This window comes from Bordetella genomosp. 4 (genome assembly GCF_002261185.1).
GTDB lineage: Bacteria > Pseudomonadota > Gammaproteobacteria > Burkholderiales > Burkholderiaceae_B > Bordetella_A.
In genome coordinates this window covers 193,154-214,774 of the sequence record NZ_NEVQ01000008.1, presented here as the reverse complement: position 1 = coordinate 214,774, position 21,621 = coordinate 193,154, and the positions used below count along the sequence as shown (strand labels likewise).

The following is a 21,621-nucleotide window of genomic DNA, read 5'->3' as shown; positions in this document are numbered from 1 at the left end:
CATCTATGCAGCAAAACGCCACATCGCCGGTTCATGCCAGCACTGCCGACCACCACGGGCAAATGATCGGGCAGCGTGTAGCGCGTCGTGAAGACGCTCGTCACCTCGCTGGTGCCGCGGCCTTTATTGCCGATCTGAATGCACCGGGCTGCCTGGAAATCGCTTTCGTGCGCAGCCCGGTGGCCCACGGCATCCTCAAAGGCGTGGATATTGCGCCTGATGTTCCCATCGACATGGTGCGCCATGCCGAACACTTTGCGCACCTGCCGCCGATTCGCGCCAATCTGCTACGCGATGGATATAACGGCGCGCCCTATCCGCTGCTGGCCACCGGCAAGGTCCGCTTTGTCGGTGAGCCGATTGCACTGGTGATGGCGCCTACGCGCGCACAAGCCGAACAGTGGGCCGAACAGATCGTCCCTCGTATCGAAGCACTGCCAGCCGTGGTCGATGCCCGCGATGAATGGGAACATCCGACAATTCCGTTGCACGAAGACCTCTCGTCCAATCTGATCATGCGTACGCAACGCAGTGTGGGAGAGTTCGATCGCGTCGTGCTAGAGGCTGGCACGTCAGGCCTGCAACACGTGACGCGTGACTTCAAGATGGCACGCGTGCTCGCCAGTCCGCTCGAAGGGCGCGGCGTCATGGCGCTGCGCGACAAGGCCACCGGCGCGATCCATCTGCATCTATCCACGCAACGGCCTCATCTGATACGCAGCTTTGTCGCCGAACAAATCCCGGCCCTGCGCGAAAGCGATCTGCGCGTCATTGTGCCCGATGTGGGCGGAGGCTTTGGCACCAAGAGCAACCTGTATCCCGAAGAGGTCCTGCTGACGGCCCTGGCGATGGAACTGGATCATCCGGTGCGCTGGATAGAGGATCGCTACGAACACTTCGTCGCCAGCAATCATGCCCGTCAGCACGATCAGCGCATTACTGCTTACTTCGACGGCGATGGCCGGATACATGCCGTCGATGCGACATTCATCGTCGACGGCGGCGCCTATTGCGCCAAGACCTCTACCGGCGCAATCGAGGCCAACATGGCGGCCAACATCATGCTGGGGCCATATGACATTCAGCATTATCGGTACGAGGCGATCAGTCTGTATACGAACAAGAGCCCCATGGGACCGTACCGAGGCGTGGGGCGCCCAGGCGGATGTTTTGCCATGGAACGCATCATGGACGAAGTCGCACACGAACTCGGCATGGATCCGGTCGAAACCCGACGCCGCAACCTGATTCCCAGTTCTGCCATGCCCTATGTGACGGCGACGGGCCTGCACTATGACTCGGGCGACTATCTCGAAGCGGTCAACGCCGCCGAACAACGCGTGCTCGAACGCTGGAATCGCGACGCGCCGCCAGGACGACGCGCCGGCATCGGCTATGCCATGCTGGTAGAACAAGCCGGACACGGCTCGGTAGAGTGGTTTCGCCGAGGTTCGCCTACCGTCTATGGCCACGAGGCTGCGCGTGCGACCCTGAATGGTGATGGCACGTTGGAAATCGACGTAGGTACGCTCGCACATGGTCAGGGCCATGCCACGAGCTATGCACAAATCGCGTCAGAGCTGACTACCCTGCCGTTGGACGCGATTCGTATCCGGCAAGGGGATACCGCCGCTACGCCTTATGGCATGGGCACCGTGGCGTCGCGCTCTCTGGTGATGGGTGGCGGCGCAGTGGCACAAGCGTGCCGCATGATCGTGGACAAAGCGCGTCGCATCGCCGCTGCGAACCTCAGCGATACAGCCGATGCCTTGCGATTGGAAAACGGGGTGTTGCATGGCGCACAAGGTCAGTTGACCCTCGCCGAGATCGCGCTCATCACGAGCGTACAGATTCACAAGCTGCCAAAGGACATTGAGCCCGGCATGTCGGTACAGGCCTTTTACCGGCCCAGCGTGGAAACCGGAACGTTTTCTTATGCCGTGCACGCCGCCCGTGTAGAGGTCGATGAGGATACGGGATTCGTAGACATCACGGATTATCTCGTGGTCGAAGACTGCGGCACCGTGGTGAATCCCCTGATCGTGGATGGGCAGATTATGGGGGGAGTCGCTCAAGGGATAGGACAAGCGCTATACGAAGCCATGCGCTACAACGCCGACGGGCAACCAGAAACCGTGACCTTCGGCGACTATGCGCTGCCGAGCGCGATGGAAGTGCCTCGCATCGACATCATTCATTTGCACACGCCCTCGCCTTTCTCGGCGTTTGGTGTCAAGGGCATGGGCGAAGGCGGATCCGTACCCCCGCCTGCGGCGATTGCCAATGCGGTGCGGGATGCGTTGTTGGCGGAGGATATCGCGGTTAATTGCACGCCGATCACGCCTGATTATTTGCTTGATCAGATCCTTGCGCGCACGGAGGGCCAATAATGAAACTGCCCTACTTTGAACACCGCGCGCCGGACTCGCTAGAAGAAGCCATCGCGACGCTGGCTGCACTAGGCAGCGATGTAAAGCTGCTGGCTGGCGGCCAAAGCTTGTTGCCCGCGATGCGATACCGCCTGTCTCAACCCAGCGTGCTCCTGGATTTGAGCCGTATCAAGGATTTACGCCTGAAAGACGACGCCTTGGGCTCGGGCCGCATTGATGCCATGAGTACGCATGCACAATTTGCGCACCAAAACGACCCGACACCGCTGGGCCGCCTGATGGCTGCCCATGCACAACAGATCGCATTCCCCGCCGTTCGTACGCGCGGCACGGTCGGCGGCAGTGTGGTGCATGCCGATCCGGCCGGTGATTGGCCATTGCTGTTTCTGGCATTGGGCGCGCAGGTCGAACTGTCTGGGCAACGCGGCACGCGCCGCATGGCGCTTTCGTCCTTTATCTCTGGCCCGATGCAGACTGATATCGCGCTCGACGAAATACTGACGGCGGTGCTATTGGACGCGTCCGCGTTGGGTCTCACGCATTGGGGCCGCGCAAAGCTGATGCATCGCGCGGGTGAATATGCCGTCAGCAGCGCCGTAGCCGTGCGACGCGCCGGTGGAGAGTGGTCCTGCTGGATTGGCGCGATCGAGGCTGGCCCGGCGCCGATGACGCAATGCGCCGAACTGCTGCGTTCCCATTCATCGCTCAAACAGAAAGACATGCTTGCCTGCGCCTACGAAGACGTGCGCGCCGTCTGTCCCGAGTCCGGACAGGCCGCGGTACATCGACACGCCGTCAACCTGACTCGCGCCATCGCACAAGCTCTGGAATCACAATGAACCGCATCCCCATCAACCTGACCGTCAACGGCCGGACGACCGAGTTATCGGTCGAACCCAATGCCACCCTGGCCGACAGCCTGCGCGAACAGGCCGGCACGCACTCCGTTCATCTGGGTTGCGAGCATGGCGTTTGCGGCGCCTGCAATGTCTATCTGAACGGCGCAGTCGTACGCTCGTGCCTGACCTTGACTGCCGCCTGCGATGGTATGGAAATCACAACGCTCGAAGGCCTGAGCGACGCCACGGCCGCCGCGCTCAAGGACGCCATGCATCGCTGTCATGGACTGCAATGCGGTTTTTGCACACCCGGCATGATCATTACCGGCCACGACATGCTGACTCGCAAGCTCTGCAATTCGGAAACCGAAATCCGCCAGCAGCTATGCGGCAACATCTGCCGCTGCACAGGCTATCAGGGCATCGTAACCGCCATTGCCAGTGCGCAAGAGGAGATATCTCCATGAAAAACACCACGTGCGAATCTGGCATTGTAGGCGTGGCGGCGGTGCCGCACGCTCCGCAATTCCTGTCTCTACCGGATACCGAAGATCATGCCCAAGTCGGCCGGGTGCGCGAGGCCATGCAAGCGGCGGGCGAACGTCTGCGCGCTCTGAAACCGGATTGCGTGATTGTGATCTCGAACGATCACGGCGATCACTTCGTCACGCACGCTACCCCTGCATTCTGCGTCCATGCGGCAGATCGTGCCGACGGCATGCACAAGCATCGCGGCGATTGGACGCTGGATGCTGGCCTGGCCTACCCGCTGGTGCGGCATATGGAGGAAGAAGGCTTCGATCTGGCCTTCACGCTAGATGCCAAGCTGCCCACGGCATTCACGATTCCGGTTGAATTCATGGGCTTTGATCGAGACACGCCGATCACCGCTATTTTCATGAACGCTTATATACCGCCTCAACCCTCGCCGCTGCGATGCCATGCATTCGGACAAGCATTGGCTCGCGTCATGCGGAGAATGAACAAACGCGCCGTGCTGATCGCCAGCGGCGGGCTCTCTCATTATCCCGGCACCGTGCATTACCCGCATCCCGATGTGGCAACCGATCGTGTGCTGAACGATCACCTATGTGCAGGCAATTTGACACATCTGCTGGGCTATGACGCCGATACGCTGGATCGCACGGGCAACGTCGAGCTGCGCATGACGCTGGCCGCGATGGGTGCGATCGGCGGCAATCGCAAGCCGTTTACCTCGGCGTTCGAGCCCTCGTGGCATCACACCTACAGCGTGCACGCATGGGACCTCACTGAGGAGGCGAGCTCCAACCCGCTGATCTATCCGGAGCTGCCCCAGCGTCGCGTGGGACTGGTCAAGGCGGTATTCATGCTGCGTACAGATCCGGCCAGCGCACGCCGCTTTCTCGCAGACCCAGCGGCCTATGCCGATGGCTTTGCGTTGGCGCCAGATGAGCGCGAGGCCCTGATCGCCATCCAATCCGACCTGAACACAGATCGGCTCCGTGACGAATTTTCGCTTCATGCCCTGCTCACCGCAGGCGCCGCAACGCAACTGCGCCTGCAACGCAACCGTCAACCCTAGGAGAATCACATGTCCCTCGAAACTTTCCAATCGCTCAAAGGCACCACTCCCGAAGCCCGCCTGGCCGAACTCGGCATCGAGCTTCCGCCCAAGCGCACGCCCATGGGCAACTACACCGGCGCCGTCACGACCGGCAAGCTGGTGTTCGTGGCTGGCCATGGCACTTTTCGCGGCTCGGAACAAACGCACAAAGGCAAACTCGGCGCGGAAATCAGTGTCGAGGAGGGTCAAGAAGGCGCACGCAATGCCGTCATCAGTGCGCTGACTTCACTGAAAAACGAGATCGGCGATCTGTCACGTGTGACCCGTGTCGTACGCCTGTTCGGCATGGTGGCCTCTACGCCCGATTTTCATCGTCAACCCGAAGTCATCGACGGCGCCTCTAATCTGCTGACGGCGGTATTCGGCCCGGCTGGCGTGCATGCCCGCTGCGCGGTGGGTTTTGCCGCGCTGCCCGCCAATATGCCGGTCGAGCTGGAAATGGTCGTCGAGATCGCCTGAGGAGGTACATCATGACTCGCAATGCTGAAATTGCCGGCGGCGGCATCGGCGGCCTGTCGCTCGCCGCGCTGCTCGCCCGTCAGGGCTGGCGCGTGCGTGTGCATGAGCAAAGCCCGGAGATCCGCGAAGTCGGCGCTGGCATCTACATCAAGAACAACAGCCTCGAAGTCCTCGAGCATCTGGGCGTGATGGATCGCATCCGCGCCTTTGGCACACGGCTGGATTATGCGCAGATTCGCTTCGCCGATGGCCGCGTCAAGCAGCAGCGCCGGCTCGAAGGCGACTCGCGTGTCCACACCTTTCCTCGCCAGGTCCTGATCGAGGGCCTGCGCGACGCCGCGCTGTCAGCGGGCGCACAGATCGAGACAGGCTCTCGCGTACGAGGTGTGGAAAATGGCGCGCTGATCACACAGGCCGGCGAGCGCTGCCCTGCCGATCTCATCGTAGGCGCTGATGGCGTGCATTCGGCAGTACGGGGCTCGTTGAATATCGGAGGCAGTTTTACCGAGCTGCCGACGCTGATCGACCGGTTCCTGGTGGTCTCGCGCGAGTTCACACCCGATCCGAAAACGGTGGAACACTGGTCCGGCAACCGACGCATAGGCGTCACCCCAGCAGGCCCCGAGCACACTTATGTGTATATGGTGGCGCCTGCCAAAGACGCCGGTGCTGCCCGCCTGCCTTTGGACGTAGACAACTGGTCACAGAGCTTTCCACTGCTGCGGCCATTGTTCGACATGTTGCACCGTGCGCCAGCAACGCAGTATCCCTATGGCGTCGTGCGCTGCCCGAAATGGGCGGTGGGCAGCGTCGCCATCATCGGCGACGCCGCTCATGGACTACCCCCGACCTTGGGGCAGGGCGGCGGCCTGACCTTGATGAACTCACTCGCGCTGGCTACGCTGCTGCGCGATGCGAAAGATATCCCCGCTACCTTGCTGGAATGGGAGCGTCGCGTACGGTTCATCAGCGACCGCACGCAGTCCTGGTCTTGCCGTTACGATGCCTTTACCCGGCAATGGCCGACTGCACTGGATTTTGCACGGCCGCTGGTGGTGTGGAGTTTCGGCAAATTCCGCTTTCTCAACAATCGCATGCGCATCGCCGACCATGGGTTGAAATTGGCAGGCATCCAGATCGATAAAAAAGGTGCATCATGCTGATCGACGGCACCAAGATCCTCGCCGCCGACCGCGCCACGGTGTGGGATGCGCTGAATGATCCGGCGTTTCTGCAAGCCACCCTGCCCGATTGCAGATCGCTGACAGCCAACGGCGAAGACAGCTACACAGCGGTGATGGTCAGTGCCATCGGCCCCGTCAAGGCCACATTCCAGATCGTTTTTCGTCGTGAGATCGAAGTCCCTCAACAAGTGTATGCACTCGTAGGCCAAGGCGATGCCGGCGTAGCCGGCTCGGCGCAAGGCCGCGTGCGGATCGAGCTGAGCGATCTGGATGGCGGGACGCAGTTGTCGTATTCGGCGGACACCACCATCAACGGACGCATTGCCCAATTGGGCAGCCGCTTGATCGACAGTACGGCACGCAAGTTCTCGGAGCGTTTTTTTCAGAATGTGCAGCGGCGGCTATCGCCTCAGGATACTCAAGCGGCCGCTCCATCCCGCAGCACGTCAATCAAGCCGGAATGGTCAGCCGAGGGGGCTGAAACCGTCTCCGCCCGCACGGGTGTCTCTAATTGGTGGCTGCCCATAGGTTGTGCGCTGGGCAGTTTTGCCGGCACGTTCCTGGCGAATTACTTGCGATGAACCCTATGTCTCTCATACGGCCACGCGCCAGCTTGTACGGCACGCAATATGCCGTGGTGACCGGCCACCACCTGGCCAGCCGAGCCGCCCAGGTACGCCTGGAAACAGGCGGCTCGCTGATCGATGCAATGATCGCGGCATCGGCAGTGTTGACAGTGACCGTGCAGCATGCCACCTCCTTGGGGGGATGCGCAATGATGCTGCACTATGATGCGATCACGCACAAACTCAGCGCACTCAATGGATCCGGCCATTCGCCCGCCGCAGCACAGCCCGCCTTGTTTCCCAATGGGATCGATGCACGTGGACCGCGCAGTTGGGTCGTGCCGGGCCTCGTGCGATTCTGGGCGCAAGCGCATCGCGCATATGGACGGCACGCTTGGCACACCTTGTTCAATGATGCCATTGCGCTGGCTGACGAAGGAACGGGATTTGGAAGCGAGATAGCTCGTAACCTGACGATGGCGGGCGCCGATCTCCGAGCGCAGCCGGGTTTCCCGCACGCCTACCTGGATGATGGCGCAGACCGTGCGGCCGGATCTCTATGGAGGCAACCTGCGCTGTCCTGGACGCTGCAGCAGATCGCCGAGGGTGGTGAAGAGGCGTTCTATCACGGCGAAGTCGCCGAACGACTCGCACGCTATGCCTCCGAACATGGCGCCTTGCTCACCATGGCGGACCTAGCCGCCAGCCACGCCGACTGGGTCGATCCCGTTTGGCAAGCTCACTGCCATTGGCAGGTCGGCGTCATGCCGCCAAACTCGGTGGGGGTGCTGATGCAGGCGCAATTGGCGCGTCTACGTCCGTACTACGATCGATCCCGCACGGACCGGCTGTATGCACAGATCGTCGAGGCCGCGGCGCTGCTTCCCCGATTGCGTGATCGCGTCGCTGACCCTGATGCGACATGGCCCTGGTCGGACGATACAGAGCAGACGCAGCACGGACCCATCGACCCTCGCCGAGGCGATCCCGGCGACACAGCAGGGATCGTCCTGGCCGATGCGGCGGGCAATGGCCTGGTCATGCTGCAAAGCGTCTTTCAACCCTTTGGCAGCGGCTGCGTCGACCCCTCGACCGGCATCCTGATGAATAACCGTTTGAGTGAATTCAGCCTGCGGCCTGGCACGCATAATCTGTTGGCCCCGGGTAAACGCCCTATCCACACGCTGAACCCCTATATGGTGCTGGCAAACGGTAAACCGGCTCTCTATGCCGTATCGCCAGGCGGGGTCAGTCAAACCACCACAGGCGTACAGTGCATATTCAATGTGCTGCTCGATGACATGCGTTTGCCGCAGGCGATTGACGCTCCGCGCTGGAGTCTGTCTCGCGACGGCCAGGTGATGTGCGAACCGGGCTTTCCCACCGATGTCGTAGCTCGCCTGCGCGAGAGAGGAATGAAGGTAGCTGCCGACTCTCTGCATCCTTTTTATTTTGGCTCGATCAAGGCCATACGCCCCTTGGGCAATGGCGTACTCGAAGCCGCAGCGGACTTGAGACGAGAGGCTTATGCGTTAACACGATAAACGACGACGCGTTAACGAGAGCCAAAACCGAGCCTCCGCAAACTAAGTCGCGTCCTCAATCGTTCATATAGGATGCGACCTCGGCTGTATCGTCCGATCACTATGATCAGCCTTTCGGGCCGCAAGCATAAACCAGTGCCGCCACATGACGCGGCGCCGAAAGTCCTAACAAAGACAGCACAGCGTCATCATGATAGGAACCAATCGCACAGCCGCCCCAGTCGGCTTGCGCGACCTGGTAGCCGAGCGCCCCCAGGTAAACGCCCGCCTCAATCAGCAGGAAACGCCCTCCTCGTTCACCATATTTCGCCAGCATGTTTTCGGGACGCGCAATCATGAACACGACGGCTGCTGGCGCTTGCTCCCAATCCACCCCCAGCATGGACGCCAGCTCCGACCATGCCGGACAAGCGCATACCGGTACGAGTCCATGACGCGCATTGTCGTACCATGCGATCTGCCCAGTCAGTTCCGGAGGACCATCGACTCGGCATAACGCCACATAGACTTGCATGGGATATTTGGCGCCGCCGGAGGGCAATAGCCTCGTCGTGCCCTGCAACCGTGTACGCAGGGGATATAGAACGCGGCCCAGGTCCGGCAAGGTCGCCGGCACCTCACCAAAGCTGCGCTCACTGACGCGACGTTCCCAAGCATTGATATCGGATTCGGGCGCATCCGGCAGCTCAACCACACCCGCACGATGAACAGGAGCCGGTGTGCCCGCTGGCCGCACTGCGTCGCGAGCGATACGCTGCCCCATCGCCATGGCCCGGCTGGCGTTGAGCTCGCCATTTTTCCAGAACAGATGAAACAACGGCGCCTCAGCCCAAGGCGAATCGGAGTCGGAATGCATATCGGATGACATGGCAACGAGCCGGGCGCTCAGCCCAGCGGATGAGGTAGAGGATTGGGAAAAGCCGTGTTCCGCACACTGCCGGGATAGCGCCATTGGATATCCGCACAACGGCCACCGAGAAACGGAGCACGCTCGTCAGCATGCAATCCGCTCAATTGCGGCGACAATACTCGCATCACGCGCAAACCAGTGGCCGCCACATCGACCGTAGTGAGTTCTCGGTAGTAAAGATCAATGCCGCTATTCGTCAGTGACGTTTGCAGCGTATGCAATTGCGTCAGGGCTCGCTCATGATCAGCGGCGTCAAGGCGCGCAGTCTCTGCAGCGATGACCCCGCCCGCAGCGGCGTCCTCGGCACTCGCTACCGCTGTTCTCGCTGTAGTCATCCCGACATCAGGCGTGCGTTGAACGTGAGGCTCGGCATGTGCCATCAACGCAGTCTGATGCCACAACTCCGGGCGCAAGGTATAAAACACGGCATGCTGATCGAAACGGCGCAGCGCATCAGGCTGACGCGGCAAATCATCTCCTCGATCCGCAAGATGCGACGCAAAGGTCAAAGCCTGCGCCCATTCCAATAGCGCTTTATGCAAGGCCTCATCAACGTTCGCACGGCACGCGATACCCAACACGAAACGCGGACGTCCGCCATAGGGCAGGCCCCCGGCAACGGCAATGACGCGATGCGGATTCCACGCCTGGGTGAGATCAAAGGCCGCGATCTCACCGCCGTTCGCCACGACATAATCGACCCATTCAGCGGGCAAGCTCAGTTTGCGGCCACCCAGGCCATTGAGCCATGTGGCCGCCAAGGCATCACGCTCTAATAATTCCTGCGCGGCACGCAAGACGGCGAGCCAGGGACCACCTGCCTCATCGCGCCACGCGGCCAGGCCGCTGGATGTCGAGGGCATGCGCGCCTGCCCTGACCGCGGACCGAGCCCGACCAGTTCCTGAGGCACCCAACGCATCTGGTTATCAACCAGACGATAGACTGGCGCATAGAGATCAGCTGGCGATGGCACCATCGGCCACGGGAAACCGGGCTGCGCACGCTGCTCGGCAGAAAACAAGGCGAACGCCTCATCATCCAGGCATTCTTCGTCGGTCAGTTGCGAGCGCGTGCGCAACGTCAATGTAGCCTGAGCCGCCGCCAGACGCTCCAGCGCCTCGGCAATCGCGCCTGAGATCGCGTCTTGCGAATCCAATGCGACGGCCCCCGATACCGTTTGCCATGTATTCACGGGATCTTTAGGTGCAGCGACATTCGCCAGCGCTTTGCCGTTAAATATCGGGCCTAGTCTGTCACAAGGCTGCGGGTCAACAGCATTGATCGGCAGCACCAGCCCGCAACGCGCGCTTGCCGCCTGTGTCAATAAACGGCGCGATAGCAACTGAGGCATATTCACCGTCACATGTTCTCAATCCAGAAATACATTTCAAGCGCAGCGCAAGCCACAATGCCGATCAACATCAACAGCGCGACAGCAGCCCCCTGCCCGGGCGATCGGTCCGAACGCTCGTAAACCACGCAGAATATGCCGATATAGACGGCAAAAAAAGCAATAGCACCAAACAAGGGCTGCACGAGAAACCCGAGAACCCCTGCAATCACGGCCAATATGATCGACAGCGCGCCTATCGTGCGACGCTCGCCTTTCGACATTGGTTGGCGCAGGCCCGCGGACAGGCGCGCGTCATAATGTTTACCAGCTTCTGATGTTGCTGGGGACGCCTGAACAGGCGGGACGCTGGGCTGTCCATTCGTGTCAACATGCCCCGCTGAAGCCGCCGTCGAAGCGAACGAGGGTGGCTCAGTAGCGACCGCTGTTGAAGACGCGCTAGACGCATCAGTCGAGGCCGAATCGGATGTCCGAGCTCGCGCCAACGCCTCGGGTACAAGCCCCGAGAAAATAGACGAGGTCGCGACACTCGCAATCCCCACGGTCACCAGACAACTACTGCAAGTCGTTGATGTCGACCCACCCCCCGCCGCGGACAGATTATCCTGGCGTCCGGCGGGATCGAACTGGTTAGGCAGACGATACATGGCAAACTCCTCAACGACCCGCCGGGCCGGACAATATGACAGGTGGCAACACCTGCCAAGGTAGATTCAACGCCCCGGCCGGCGAGTCATGTCGGCCCTCACATACCGGGCAGCCTGGTAGTTGGAATACCTTGTCCCGCACACTGGCCAAGGTCTGTAAATTCAAACTGACACTGTGTTCGAGAAAAGGCAGTAACCCGCCCGCCGCCGTCAAGAGAGGAGCCAGCACGGCCGCAATCGAGTGCGATCTGCTCGACATGGCGGGCTGTGCCGGACCCGGCAAATCGCCCCAACGATGCGCGATGCGATGCCCCAAGCAGGCGACACACGCCGTCTCGCCCGGCACCACGTACGGGCCAATACTGACGGTGTGGTGATACGCCGTATCAACGAACAAGTGTCGTTGCCGCGGGCGCAGCGCGGCATAGGTGCTCAGCGCGGAGTCCCATTGAGCGTTGGTGCGCACAACAAGCAGGAGATCTTCGATATTGGCGCCAGCAACAGCATCTCGAGGCGCATCGCCCTGCAGCGCGATGCGATTTTCCGCGATCATCGTCGCCAACGCGGGCATCAACGACTCGCATGGGTCACCAAGCCACGCCACGGAAAAATGATTGACCTCAGGCAATGCCCGAGGCGGCACCAAAGCCCCGACCCGCTGTATCTGACGCACCGCGGCGCCACATTCCGGGTCATCCTGCAACGAGGACAAACTCTCGTTTTGCCACGCCTGAAAAACGCGACGTACACAAGCATCAGAGACGGCTTCGTCTACGATATAGGTCTCGTCGGCGCCGCCGGTCAACACGAGCAGCATACGTCCGTCATGCGCCTGCTCCAGCAACGTCCAGGCTGGATTGTTGATCCAGTGGTCGCCAGGATGAGATAAGGCCACGCTCGAGTTATCTGTCATCAACCTGCAAAACAATAATGGTGCAAGAATCGGAGTTTACCGGTGTTCGAGAGATATCGGATCATCCGTGGCGAGAAGCCCTCGTCTGGATGCTACTTTCGAGTCTGCTGTTTCTCATCGGCTACAGCCTGACCAATCGCTGGGCGGCGGCCCGGCCCGACGCCATGTCATGGCATACCGCATGGGACGACAACATTCCCTTTCTGGCCTGGATGATCTGGCCTTACCTCAGCCTGAACCTCATTTTTCCCTGCACGTTTTTCGCGTTTGAGCGTCTGCACGCATTGCGGCGGCATGCTGGCCGCATTGTGGCGGCGCAATTGACCTGCTTTGCGGCATTTGCGCTCATTCCCTCGATCAACGTACGCCCATTGCCGCAGCCAGATGGCGTGACAGGCCTGCTCTTTAGCCAATTGAGGGCATTTGAGCAGCCGTACAACATGTTCCCGTCACTGCATGCGGCGACGTTGCTATTGGTTTGGTTAGCGTGGCTGCCGAAATTACAGCGTCATCGCCTGGCTCGCTGGGCGTGGCATGGCTGGTGCCTGTTGATTTTGGTGTCCACCGTCACGACGTGGCAGCACGATCTGTGGGACATTGCGGCCGGACTGCTCGTCGGGATCGCCACACTGGCCATCTGGCCCATACGCACCGTTTCGCGTTGACGTCCTCTGACCACGTCTGGCCCCGCCCAGCCCGGGGCACGAAAACGTGGGTGGCCAGCGTCCTCCCTAGCCTCATTAGCACCACCAGAGGAACAATTTGTCCTACGCCAAAACGTGTTTTTTCCGCCGAAAACCGGTGACGCTGATGCAACGCAGCAGTTAGAATTTGCCCGTACTTTCACTATCTATCTATTAGTCGGGAGATTTCCATCATGAGCAACGCCTTTCTTGAAGCGCTGAAGCAACGCCGCACCCAATATGCACTGGGTCGCAACGTGTCGGCCTCGAAAGCAGAATTGACCGCCCTGATCCAGGACGCCATCAAGCACAGCCCCTCGTCATTCAACTCGCAAAGCTCGCGCGCTGTCATCCTGTTTGGCGCCGAAAGCGAAAAAGTGTGGCAAATCGCGATTGACGAAGTCCGCAAAGTCGCCCCCGCCGAAGGCTTTGACAAAACCGAAGCCAAGCTCAAGAGCTTTGCTGCCGGCGTAGGCACCGTGCTGTTCTACGAAGACCAGGACGTCGTGCGCAGCCTCCAAGAACAGTTTGCCCTGTACGCTGACAACTTCCCCGTCTGGTCGGAACAGTCGGGCGGCATGGCCCAATTGTCCACCTGGGCAGCCCTGGCCAACGCCGGCATAGGCGCCAGCCTGCAGCACTACAACCCGCTCATCGACGCCGCCATCGCTGCCGAATGGAACATCCCTGCCAGCTGGAAATTGCGTGCGCAGATGCCCTTTGGCTCGAACGAAGCCCCCTTCGGCGAAAAAGCCTTCATGGACGACGCCGAACGCTTCCGCGTCATCGGCTAAAAGCCAAAGCCCCGACGCACCCGCAAAGTCTGCAGCTCCGCCTCCCAGCTAGCCTGCAGCTTTGCCGATCGCGTCCGCCGCATTCTCTCATCGCCCGTCGTTTGCCTCATCGTCCGTGGCATTGCCTCAATGCGAGTCCCGGCCGCGTGCCTGGGCGGGGTGCTGGGCCGTTGAGCGCGGATTTAGCCTCGCGCAGCGAGGCCGAGGCCCCTGGTCATGGGCCGAGTCCGTGCGATAGGCCCGGCACCCCGCCCAGGCACGCGGCCGGGACGTCTCCATAGAGACGCCCACGAACAGCAACGACCGCAAGCCCACCCAAACAAGCACCGCACGCCCCCCTGCCACCGGACATCAACGGGACCACCTTTATTCTCACGTGCCTACAATCCAGGTTTGCCGCGCATATCGAACTCGGCGCCCCTCATTAACAGCACACTGGAATTCTCGTGACCGCTCCGACTCAAGCCGCCCCTGAAACCGCAGCCACCTCATTGCACGAGACTCAAGACCTGCCCGCAAATGCCTGCGATTCGCACATCCACATCTACAACCCGGCCCTGATCGCCGCACCCGCCGCGCCCAATCCCCTGGCGTCCTGCACCGCTCAGGCCTATCGGCGAGTACGAGACAGCCTGGGCCTGCAGCGTGCCGTAGTCGTCACGCCCGCGCCGCATGTCACGGACAATCGCGTCACACTGGACGCCATCGAGCAATTGGGCTCCAGTCAGACGCGCGGTGTCGGTGTCGTGTTCCCTGACGTGTCTGATGGCGAATTGCAAGCGCTGCATCAAGGCGGTATTCGCGGCATCCGCTTTACTGTCGCCATTGCCCATACCTCGATTGTGCGTATCGATATGATCGAGCCGCTGGCCAAGCGCATTGCCTCGCTGGGATGGCACGTACAACTGCATATGACGCCCGCGCAGATCGCGGAAAATGCCGACATGATTTTGCGCCTGCCCTGCACGGTGGTGTTTGATCACCTGGGTCGCATGGCGCCGATGACAGAGACCTATGAAGCAGCGCGGCGAGTCGTCCATACACGCCTGCAACGAGGCACAGGCTGGGTCAAGCTGTCGGGCCATTATCTGGCAGGCGGCGTGGGCTCGGCAGCACCTGTGGCCACTGAACTATTGCAGGCTGCCCCCGAGCGATTGGTATGGGGATCCGACTGGCCCCATCCGACCGAGATGCCGACACCGCCCGCTACCACGTCGACATTGGCGGCACTACACGCCTGGGTGCCTGACAGCACATTACGCGCTCGCATCCTCGTGGATAACCCGGCAGAGCTGTACGGATTCTAAAGCCCTGAAAAGCACCTGATCGTCATCATTCAGGCACTCGCCGCCCGGCCTGTCCCGGCGGTATGCCATATCGCTGACGAAATGCCGTCGCAAAATTCGCCGGGCTGGAATAGCCGGCAATCAATGCCGCCTGGGTCACACTGATCGCGTCGCGCTCGAGCGCCATACGCGCACGATCCAGGCGCGCATCCCGCAGATAGGCAAACACCGTTTTGCCCCAGACCGCACGAAAATGGCGCTGCAGGGTATTCACGCTCAGGCAGGCATGCTTGGCAATCTGCACCAGGCTCATCTCGTCGGCCTGGCCACTGTCGAGCAACTCGCGCACCTGCTCCATCCGGGATCGCTCTCGCTGCCGCAACCCATCGGCCACCGGTGACAGCACCGCGCCGCTCAGGCTGCTCAACGCCTCCACCGCCAGGCCGAGCGACCGGGATTCTTGATACATGCGCAGCAATGCGCCGTCCAGCTCTGACGGCGCCAACAGTTGCTCAACCAGTGCGATGGCATGCGCAGATGCATTCCAGGGATGTACCGAAAGATGCCGGCGTGCGAATGCCAGACATGCAGGCAAAGTCTCCCCTAACCGCCGCTGCAGCCATACGTCGCTCAGCGTCAGACTGACGCTGCGCTCGATATCGCCCCGGCGCGACTGCCGCTTGAACGCCGCGGGCTGCGTCAGGGCCACCACTGCTCCACACGCTCCGCCGTTCGGCCGGGGCCCCAACAACAAGCGGTATCCGTCGTAGCTGACGTCGGCCTTGCCGCCCACAGTCAGAGCAATACGCAACCCGGGTTGCAGGTGGGCATGCACGGCGACACCCTGCAGGTCACGGGCGTCCACACGATGCAGGCTCAAGCCATCAGCCAATTGCACCGTATCCACCAGTCCTTCAAACATGGGACGGTTGGCGCCAGGCGCCACCACTGCGTAGTGCGCTGCGCTATGGCGCGCCTGCCGGTGCAAGGCGGGTTCGTCGACCAAGGGAGCGTTGCGTCGCAGTGCTGCGCTACGACTGAGCGATACCGAACTCATACAGATACGAAAAGAGAGAAATGGGGATTTAGCAAAACAATCTAGTGTGCAAGCAAAGCCCATACCGGAATTTTGCTGACATAATCCTGACGTCAAAATGATATTGTAAATCATTCCTAATAACACGTATCAGGCGCGCCGCAAATGTCACGAGCGGCGCGCTATCTATCGCGCACCCCGGAGAAATCGGCATGCCCACGCCCCCCTTCAAGCGCCAGTATCTAGGCGCCCTGATTACTCTCGCCCTCTCAGGCACGGCTCTGGCCCAAAGCCAGGCGGACGCTCCCTTGCCCAACGACGCTGCGGTCGTACAGGAAATGTCTGCCGTTGAGGTCCTCGGCACGGCCGAGGAAGAAGTGAAAGAATCATTGGGGGTTTCCGTAATCACTGCGGAAGAGATTCAGCGCCGTCCGCCCACTAACGATCTGTCCGACATCATCCGTCGCGAACCCGGCGTGAACCTCACCGGCAACAGCTCCAGCGGTGCACGCGGCAACAGCCGGCAAATCGACATCCGCGGCATGGGCCCGGAAAACACGCTGATCCTGATCGACGGTAAACCCGTGGAATCGCGCAACTCGGTACGCTACGGTTGGAATGGCGATCGCGACACCCGCGGCGACACCAATTGGGTCCCCGCTGAAGAAGTCGAGCGCATCGAGGTCATCCGCGGCCCTGCCGCTGCGCGTTACGGTTCAGGCGCCATGGGCGGTGTAGTGAACATCATCACCAAACAGCCCAGCGACAAGCCCACGGCCTCGGCGACCTACTACATCAACCAGCCGGAAGACAGCGACGAAGGCAATACCAACCGCGTCAACGCGCGTTTGTCCACGCCGATCTCCGACACGCTCAGCATGCGCGTCTATGCCAACTACAACAAAACCAATGCCGACGACCGCAACATCAACGCAGACCATGCGACGGTCGATGAAAACGGCATCGCCAATACCTCCGGCCGCGAAGGGGTGATCAACCAGGACATCAACGCCTTGTTTGCATGGCGTCCGGACACCAAAAACACGCTCGAATTCGAAATGGGTTTCAGCCGCCAAGGCAACATCTATGCCGGCGACACGATGAACAACGCCAACAGCGAGTTCTCCGACAGCCTGTATGGCAAAGAAACCAACGCCATGTATCGCGAGAATTTCGGGCTCACGCATCGTGGCAACTACGACTGGGGCACATCCCGGTCAGAGCTGTCGTACGACTATACGCGCAATGCTCGGCAGGCCGAGGGCCTGGCCGGAGGTCCCGAGGGCGCACCTACCGATCTGGGTAAATCGACAGCGCGCCTGCGCAGCCTGCGTGCAGCCAGCGAAGTCAATGTCCCGTTCACTCTCGGTCTGCAGCAAGTCGCAACCGTCGGCGTCGAATACCTGCATGAGTCACTGGACGATCCGTCGTCCCTGCGCCAGACCTACGACACCGGGACGACCGGTAGCGGCATCGACGGTACGGCGAGCGGTGATCGCCCGACCCGGACCAGCCAGGACAGCTATGCGCTCTTTTTCGAAGACAACATCCAGGCTGGCACTCGCACCATCGTGACCCCGGGCTTGCGCTACGACCACAACAGCGAATTCGGCGGCAATTTCAGCCCCAGCTTGAACCTGTCGTTCAAAGCGACTGATTCGCTGCGCCTCAAAGGCGGTATCGCCCGCGCCTACAAGGCACCCAACCTGTATCAGTCCAATCCCAACTACCTGCTCTACAGCCGTGGACAAGGGTGCTGGGCTGCAGAGACCAACTCGGGCGGCTGCTATCTCGCGGGCAACGAAGACCTGCGTCCGGAAATCAGCGTCAACAAAGAAATCGGTTTCGAATACGACCCAGGTACGTGGCGCGCCAGCGCAGCGTATTTCCGCAACGATTACAAAAACAAGATCGTTGCAGACACCGAGTATCTGTACCGCTTGAACAACGGCGCGCGCGTGCTGCAGTGGACCAATAGCGGCAAAGCAGTCGTAGAGGGTTTTGAGGGTAATTTGTTCATCCCCCTGACCCCGACGTTGGACTGGAACACCAACTTCACCTACATGATGCAGACCAAGAACAAGGACACGGGCGAACCGTTGAGCGTCATTCCGGAGTACACCATCAACAGCACGCTGGACTGGCTCTACACCCCCGAATGGTCGTTCCAGGCAAACGTGACGTACTACGGCAAGCAGAAAGGTCCGTCGATGAACCTGCGTACCGGTGAGACGCTGGAAGGCGAAGGCCGCCAGACTGTCAGCCCCTATGCCTTGGTGGGCTTGAGCGTAGGCTATGAGCCGAACAGCCACCTGCGTTTCCGCGTCGGCGTAAGCAACCTGTTCGACAAGAAGCTCTACCGCGAAGGCAACGCCAGCTCCGCCGGCGCTGCGACGTACAACGAGCCCGGACGCGCTTACTACGCCACGATGACAGTGACGTACTGATCGCGGACACAGGGCGAAACCCCGTTGGGGTTTCGCCCAAAAAAAACGCCTGACATGTCGACCATGTCAGGCGTTTTTCCTGCTGCGGCCGCCTGACTACTGCTCAGGAGACATGCAGACGTAATACGGGGCGTATTGGGTTCGACAATCCATCAGGCCGATAACCAGCACGCCCTCGCCGCGCTATTAACCAAAACGACCCGTAATGTAGTCTTCGGTTTCTTTGCGAGCCGGCTTGACAAAGATCTGGTCCGTGTCGCCGAACTCCATCAGCTCGCCCAGATACATATAAGCGGTGTAGTCCGAACACCGAGCGGCCTGCTGCATGTTGTGGGTCACGATCACGACGGTGTAATCGCTCTTGAGCTCTGCGATCAGTTCTTCGATCTTCGCGGTCGAGATCGGATCCAGTGCCGAACAAGGCTCGTCCAGCAACAGCACTTCAGGTTTGATGGCCACGCCGCGCGCAATACACAGACGTTGCTGCTGACCGCCTGACAAGCTATTGCCGCTTTGATGCAGCTTGTCTTTCACTTCATTCCACAGCGCAGCCTTGCTCAAGGCCCATTCCACGCGCTCGTCCATTTCGCCCTTGGACAGGCGCTCGAACAGCTTTACGCCGAAAGCGATGTTGTCGTAGATGCTCATGGGGAACGGCGTGGGTTTCTGGAACACCATGCCGACCTTGGCGCGAATCAACGAAATATCGGTCTTGGACGTGAGCAGATTTTCACCGTCGAGCAGGATTTCGCCCTCGGCGCGTTGGCCGGGATACAACTCGAACATGCGGTTGAACGTGCGCAGCAGAGTCGATTTGCCGCAGCCCGACGGGCCGATGAACGCGGTGACCTTGTTCTCACGAATCGACATGTTCACATTGCGGATCGCATGGAACTTGCCGTAGTAAAAGTTCAGGTTCTTGACTTCGAGCTTGGACTTGGCGGCGGGCGCAGCGGCGGCGCTGGCAGCTTTGTCGGCGAGAACGGTATTTGGCATTTGTCTTCCTATCACCGGCCCCCTCACGGCGCCGGCATGGCAATTACGATTTGCGGAACAGGCTGCGAGCCATGATGTTGATACCCAGCACCAACAGCGTAATCAGCGTGGCGCCGGCCCAGGCCAGATCGTTCCAGTCTTTGAACGGGCTGGCCGCGTATTGATAAATCACGACCGGCAAGTTGGACATGGGCGCATTCATGTTCCACGACATGAACTGGTTCGACAGGGCAGTAAAGAGCAGCGGCGCAGTTTCACCCGAGATGCGCGCGATGGCCAGCAAGATACCGGTGATGATGCCGGTCTTGGCGGCGCGATAGCAGACCATGGTGATCATGCGCCATTTGGGGCAGCCCAGGGCGGCGGTTGCTTCACGCAGGCTGTTGGGAACCAACAGCAGCATATTGTCGGTCGTGCGCACCACCACCGGAATCACCAGGATGGACAGCGCCAGCGCGCCGGCCCAGCCCGAATAGTGCCCGACCTGGGACACGTATACGGCATAGATGAACAAACCAATGATGATCGAAGGTGCAGACAGCAGCACGTCGTTCAAGAACCGCGTGGCCGGCGCCAGCCAGCCGCGCTGGCCGTATTCAGCCAGATACGTGCCGGCCAGTACCCCGATAGGCGTACCGATCAGCGTACCGACACCTGCCATCAGCACGCTGCCGACAACGGCGTTGATCAAACCGCCTTGCTGGCCCGGGGGCGGCGTGATCTCGGTAAACAGCGTAAACGACAAGGCGGGTGCGCCCTTGAACAGCAGCGTCAGAATGATCCAGAACAACCAGAACAATCCGAACACCAGCGTGGTCAGCGAGATGGTCAGCATCACCTTGTTGACCAGATTGCGACGGCGGTAGATGCCGTTGCTCATGTTGATTGCGGATTCAGCCATGTTTCTTCCCATTAACGTCCGGCAGACCGATCAGCTCTTTTTGCCTTCGGCAGCTGTCGCACGCAGCAGCAGCACTTTCGACAGAGCCAGAACGACGGTGGTGATCAGGAACAGGATCAGGCCCAGTTCCAGCAACGCGGATTTCTGCAGCCCGCCGGCTTCGTTGAACTCGTTGGCCAATGCGGACGCAATCGAGTTGCCCGGCGAAAACAGCGAGCCCGGAAACTGGAAGGCATTACCGATCACAAAGGTCACGGCCATGGTTTCGCCCAATGCGCGGCCCAGACCCAGCATGATGCCGCCGATCACACCCGTCTTGGTAAAGGGCAAGACCACACGCCACATGACTTCCCACGTCGTGCTGCCCAGACCGTAAGCGGACTCTTTGAGCATGGTGGGCACCAGCTCGAACACGTCGCGCATCACGGCAGTAATGAACGGAATGACCATGATGGACAGGATCAGGCCGGCGGTGAAAATACCGATACCGAAGGGAGGCCCTGCAAAGATGCCGCCGATCACCGGTATGCCGCCCAACACGGAAATCAAGGTCGGCTGCACATATTGCTGGAAGATGGGCACAAAAACGAACAGACCCCACATCCCATAGATGATGGACGGGATGGCAGCCAGCATTTCAATTGCCGTGCCCAGAGGGCGGCGCAGCCATGCAGGCGACAATTCGGTCAAAAAGATCGCGATACCGAATGACACGGGTACCGCAATGATCAAGGCAATCGCCGAGGTCAGCAGCGTGCCGACAATCGGCACAATGGCGCCGTAGCTCTGCTGGACCGGATCCCAATTATTGGTCCACAGAAACGACAAGCCATACTTGGCCAGCGTCTCGCGGCTGCCATAAATAAGGGACAGCATAATCGCTGCCAGCAGGATGAACACCAGGAAGGCAAAAAGCCGGGTGGCGTTCTTGAACAGCGCATCCATTAGCGCGTTATTGTTTTGCTTCATAGGCGAAGGCGTACCGGTAGTGACGGAGTCCGTCTGATGAGACTGGATTGGCACACCATTATCCATTACCGCGCTCATGGATGGGCTTTCCTTGAAATA

General features: G+C 60.4%; 20 protein-coding genes. 12 read left to right on the top strand and 8 right to left on the bottom strand.

Features of this window, described 5'->3' with window-relative positions:
* Nucleotides 1–5: 5 nt before the first annotated feature.
* Genes CAL20_RS06210 through CAL20_RS06175 form a run of 8 tightly spaced genes read left to right on the top strand, consistent with a single transcriptional unit; the run spans nucleotide 6 to nucleotide 8,588 of the window.
* Entirely contained in the window at nucleotides 6–2,390 is a 2,385-nt protein-coding gene (locus CAL20_RS06210) for a xanthine dehydrogenase family protein molybdopterin-binding subunit (RefSeq protein ID WP_094837432.1), read from the top strand.
* Nucleotides 2,390–3,229: an FAD binding domain-containing protein gene (locus tag CAL20_RS06205; protein ID WP_094822471.1), complete on the top strand. Its 840-nt coding sequence runs from the start codon at nucleotides 2,390–2,392 to the stop codon at nucleotides 3,227–3,229. The genes CAL20_RS06210 and CAL20_RS06205 overlap by 1 nt, the downstream gene beginning before the upstream one ends.
* Nucleotides 3,226–3,696, top strand: coding sequence for a (2Fe-2S)-binding protein (locus CAL20_RS06200; protein ID WP_094837431.1), 471 nt, complete (start codon nucleotides 3,226–3,228; stop codon nucleotides 3,694–3,696). The genes CAL20_RS06205 and CAL20_RS06200 overlap by 4 nt, the downstream gene beginning before the upstream one ends.
* Nucleotides 3,693–4,793 (top strand): hypothetical protein, encoded by a 1,101-nt coding sequence (locus tag CAL20_RS06195; protein WP_176456554.1) that lies wholly within the window; start codon nucleotides 3,693–3,695, stop codon nucleotides 4,791–4,793. Before CAL20_RS06200 ends, CAL20_RS06195 begins: the two co-directional genes overlap by 4 nt.
* Nucleotides 4,794–4,802: 9 nt before the next feature.
* Complete coding sequence (locus CAL20_RS06190; protein ID WP_094822474.1) at nucleotides 4,803–5,294, top strand: RidA family protein; 492 nt, start codon at nucleotides 4,803–4,805, stop codon at nucleotides 5,292–5,294.
* An 11-nt stretch (nucleotides 5,295–5,305) separates the two neighbouring features.
* A complete protein-coding gene (locus CAL20_RS06185; protein WP_094822475.1) occupies nucleotides 5,306–6,457 on the top strand; it encodes an FAD-dependent oxidoreductase in 1,152 nt (383 codons plus the stop codon).
* Nucleotides 6,451–7,059 (top strand): CoxG family protein, encoded by a 609-nt coding sequence (locus tag CAL20_RS06180; RefSeq protein ID WP_094822476.1) that lies wholly within the window; start codon nucleotides 6,451–6,453, stop codon nucleotides 7,057–7,059. The genes CAL20_RS06185 and CAL20_RS06180 overlap by 7 nt, the downstream gene beginning before the upstream one ends.
* 5 nt (nucleotides 7,060–7,064) lie before the next feature.
* Nucleotides 7,065–8,588 carry a gamma-glutamyltransferase family protein gene (locus CAL20_RS06175; RefSeq protein ID WP_179266622.1) on the top strand — a complete coding sequence of 508 codons (1,524 nt, stop codon included), beginning with the start codon at nucleotides 7,065–7,067 and terminating at the stop codon, nucleotides 8,586–8,588.
* Between the two features lie 106 nt (nucleotides 8,589–8,694).
* Here CAL20_RS06175 and CAL20_RS06170 read toward each other — a convergent pair whose 3' ends face one another.
* The 4 genes from CAL20_RS06170 to CAL20_RS06155 form a co-directional block, all read right to left on the bottom strand.
* Nucleotides 8,695–9,456, bottom strand: a complete 762-nt coding sequence (locus CAL20_RS06170) for a SagB/ThcOx family dehydrogenase (protein WP_256981350.1) — start codon at nucleotides 9,454–9,456, stop codon at nucleotides 8,695–8,697.
* Nucleotides 9,457–9,473: 17 nt separating this feature from the next.
* Nucleotides 9,474–10,850 (bottom strand): YcaO-like family protein, encoded by a 1,377-nt coding sequence (locus CAL20_RS06165; RefSeq protein ID WP_256981349.1) that lies wholly within the window; start codon nucleotides 10,848–10,850, stop codon nucleotides 9,474–9,476.
* An 8-nt stretch (nucleotides 10,851–10,858) separates the two neighbouring features.
* Entirely contained in the window at nucleotides 10,859–11,113 is a 255-nt protein-coding gene (locus CAL20_RS06160; protein ID WP_094837429.1) for a hypothetical protein, read from the bottom strand.
* A 394-nt stretch (nucleotides 11,114–11,507) separates the two neighbouring features.
* Entirely contained in the window at nucleotides 11,508–12,410 is a 903-nt protein-coding gene (locus CAL20_RS06155; protein WP_094837428.1) for a hypothetical protein, read from the bottom strand.
* 17 nt (nucleotides 12,411–12,427) lie between these two features.
* On the opposite strand from CAL20_RS06155, the gene CAL20_RS06150 reads away from it, so the two are divergent.
* From CAL20_RS06150 to CAL20_RS06140, 3 genes are all read left to right on the top strand, one after another.
* Nucleotides 12,428–13,075, top strand: a complete 648-nt coding sequence (locus CAL20_RS06150; RefSeq protein WP_094837427.1) for a phosphatase PAP2 family protein — start codon at nucleotides 12,428–12,430, stop codon at nucleotides 13,073–13,075.
* 212 nt (nucleotides 13,076–13,287) lie between these two features.
* Entirely contained in the window at nucleotides 13,288–13,887 is a 600-nt protein-coding gene (locus CAL20_RS06145) for a nitroreductase family protein (protein WP_094837426.1), read from the top strand.
* Between the two features lie 446 nt (nucleotides 13,888–14,333).
* Nucleotides 14,334–15,194, top strand: a complete 861-nt coding sequence (locus CAL20_RS06140; protein ID WP_256981348.1) for an amidohydrolase family protein — start codon at nucleotides 14,334–14,336, stop codon at nucleotides 15,192–15,194.
* 25 nt (nucleotides 15,195–15,219) lie between these two features.
* On the opposite strand, the gene CAL20_RS06135 is transcribed toward CAL20_RS06140, so the two are convergent.
* Nucleotides 15,220–16,230, bottom strand: a complete 1,011-nt coding sequence (locus CAL20_RS06135) for a helix-turn-helix transcriptional regulator (RefSeq protein WP_094837425.1) — start codon at nucleotides 16,228–16,230, stop codon at nucleotides 15,220–15,222.
* A gap of 191 nt (nucleotides 16,231–16,421) precedes the next feature.
* Between CAL20_RS06135 and CAL20_RS06130 the strand changes: the two genes are divergently transcribed.
* Nucleotides 16,422–18,656, top strand: coding sequence for a TonB-dependent siderophore receptor (locus CAL20_RS06130; protein ID WP_094837424.1), 2,235 nt, complete (start codon nucleotides 16,422–16,424; stop codon nucleotides 18,654–18,656).
* A gap of 186 nt (nucleotides 18,657–18,842) precedes the next feature.
* Here the strand turns inward: CAL20_RS06130 and pstB are convergent, their stop codons facing one another.
* From pstB to pstC, 3 genes are read right to left on the bottom strand one after another with little or no spacing between them, the layout of a single operon-like run.
* Nucleotides 18,843–19,652 (bottom strand): phosphate ABC transporter ATP-binding protein PstB, encoded by an 810-nt coding sequence (gene pstB / locus CAL20_RS06125; RefSeq protein WP_094822485.1) that lies wholly within the window; start codon nucleotides 19,650–19,652, stop codon nucleotides 18,843–18,845.
* A 43-nt stretch (nucleotides 19,653–19,695) separates the two neighbouring features.
* Nucleotides 19,696–20,553 (bottom strand): phosphate ABC transporter permease PstA, encoded by an 858-nt coding sequence (gene pstA, locus CAL20_RS06120; protein WP_094837423.1) that lies wholly within the window; start codon nucleotides 20,551–20,553, stop codon nucleotides 19,696–19,698.
* 30 nt (nucleotides 20,554–20,583) lie between these two features.
* The gene (gene pstC, locus CAL20_RS06115; protein WP_094822487.1) at nucleotides 20,584–21,600 is read right to left on the bottom strand and encodes a phosphate ABC transporter permease subunit PstC; all 1,017 of its coding nucleotides are present in this window, start codon (nucleotides 21,598–21,600) and stop codon (nucleotides 20,584–20,586) included.
* Nucleotides 21,601–21,621 lie beyond the last annotated feature (21 nt).

Bases quoted from the DNA above. Each gene is read 5' to 3' on its own strand.
- CAL20_RS06210 (WP_094837432.1), top strand. From the start codon at position 6: ATGCAGCAAAACGCCACATCGCCGGTTCATGCCAGCACTGCCGACCAC.
- CAL20_RS06205 (WP_094822471.1), top strand. From the start codon at position 2,390: ATGAAACTGCCCTACTTTGAACACCGCGCGCCGGACTCGCTAGAAGAA.
- CAL20_RS06200 (WP_094837431.1), top strand. From the start codon at position 3,226: ATGAACCGCATCCCCATCAACCTGACCGTCAACGGCCGGACGACCGAG.
- CAL20_RS06195 (WP_176456554.1), top strand. From the start codon at position 3,693: ATGAAAAACACCACGTGCGAATCTGGCATTGTAGGCGTGGCGGCGGTG.
- CAL20_RS06190 (WP_094822474.1), top strand. From the start codon at position 4,803: ATGTCCCTCGAAACTTTCCAATCGCTCAAAGGCACCACTCCCGAAGCC.
- CAL20_RS06185 (WP_094822475.1), top strand. From the start codon at position 5,306: ATGACTCGCAATGCTGAAATTGCCGGCGGCGGCATCGGCGGCCTGTCG.
- CAL20_RS06180 (WP_094822476.1), top strand. From the start codon at position 6,451: ATGCTGATCGACGGCACCAAGATCCTCGCCGCCGACCGCGCCACGGTG.
- CAL20_RS06175 (WP_179266622.1), top strand. From the start codon at position 7,065: ATGTCTCTCATACGGCCACGCGCCAGCTTGTACGGCACGCAATATGCC.
- CAL20_RS06170 (WP_256981350.1), bottom strand. From the start codon at position 9,456: ATGTCATCCGATATGCATTCCGACTCCGATTCGCCTTGGGCTGAGGCG.
- CAL20_RS06165 (WP_256981349.1), bottom strand. From the start codon at position 10,850: ATGCCTCAGTTGCTATCGCGCCGTTTATTGACACAGGCGGCAAGCGCG.
- CAL20_RS06160 (WP_094837429.1), bottom strand. From the start codon at position 11,113: ATGTCGAAAGGCGAGCGTCGCACGATAGGCGCGCTGTCGATCATATTG.
- CAL20_RS06155 (WP_094837428.1), bottom strand. From the start codon at position 12,410: ATGACAGATAACTCGAGCGTGGCCTTATCTCATCCTGGCGACCACTGG.
- CAL20_RS06150 (WP_094837427.1), top strand. From the start codon at position 12,428: ATGGTGCAAGAATCGGAGTTTACCGGTGTTCGAGAGATATCGGATCAT.
- CAL20_RS06145 (WP_094837426.1), top strand. From the start codon at position 13,288: ATGAGCAACGCCTTTCTTGAAGCGCTGAAGCAACGCCGCACCCAATAT.
- CAL20_RS06135 (WP_094837425.1), bottom strand. From the start codon at position 16,230: ATGAGTTCGGTATCGCTCAGTCGTAGCGCAGCACTGCGACGCAACGCT.
- CAL20_RS06130 (WP_094837424.1), top strand. From the start codon at position 16,422: ATGCCCACGCCCCCCTTCAAGCGCCAGTATCTAGGCGCCCTGATTACT.
- pstB (WP_094822485.1), bottom strand. From the start codon at position 19,652: ATGCCAAATACCGTTCTCGCCGACAAAGCTGCCAGCGCCGCCGCTGCG.
- pstA (WP_094837423.1), bottom strand. From the start codon at position 20,553: ATGGCTGAATCCGCAATCAACATGAGCAACGGCATCTACCGCCGTCGC.
- pstC (WP_094822487.1), bottom strand. From the start codon at position 21,600: ATGAGCGCGGTAATGGATAATGGTGTGCCAATCCAGTCTCATCAGACG.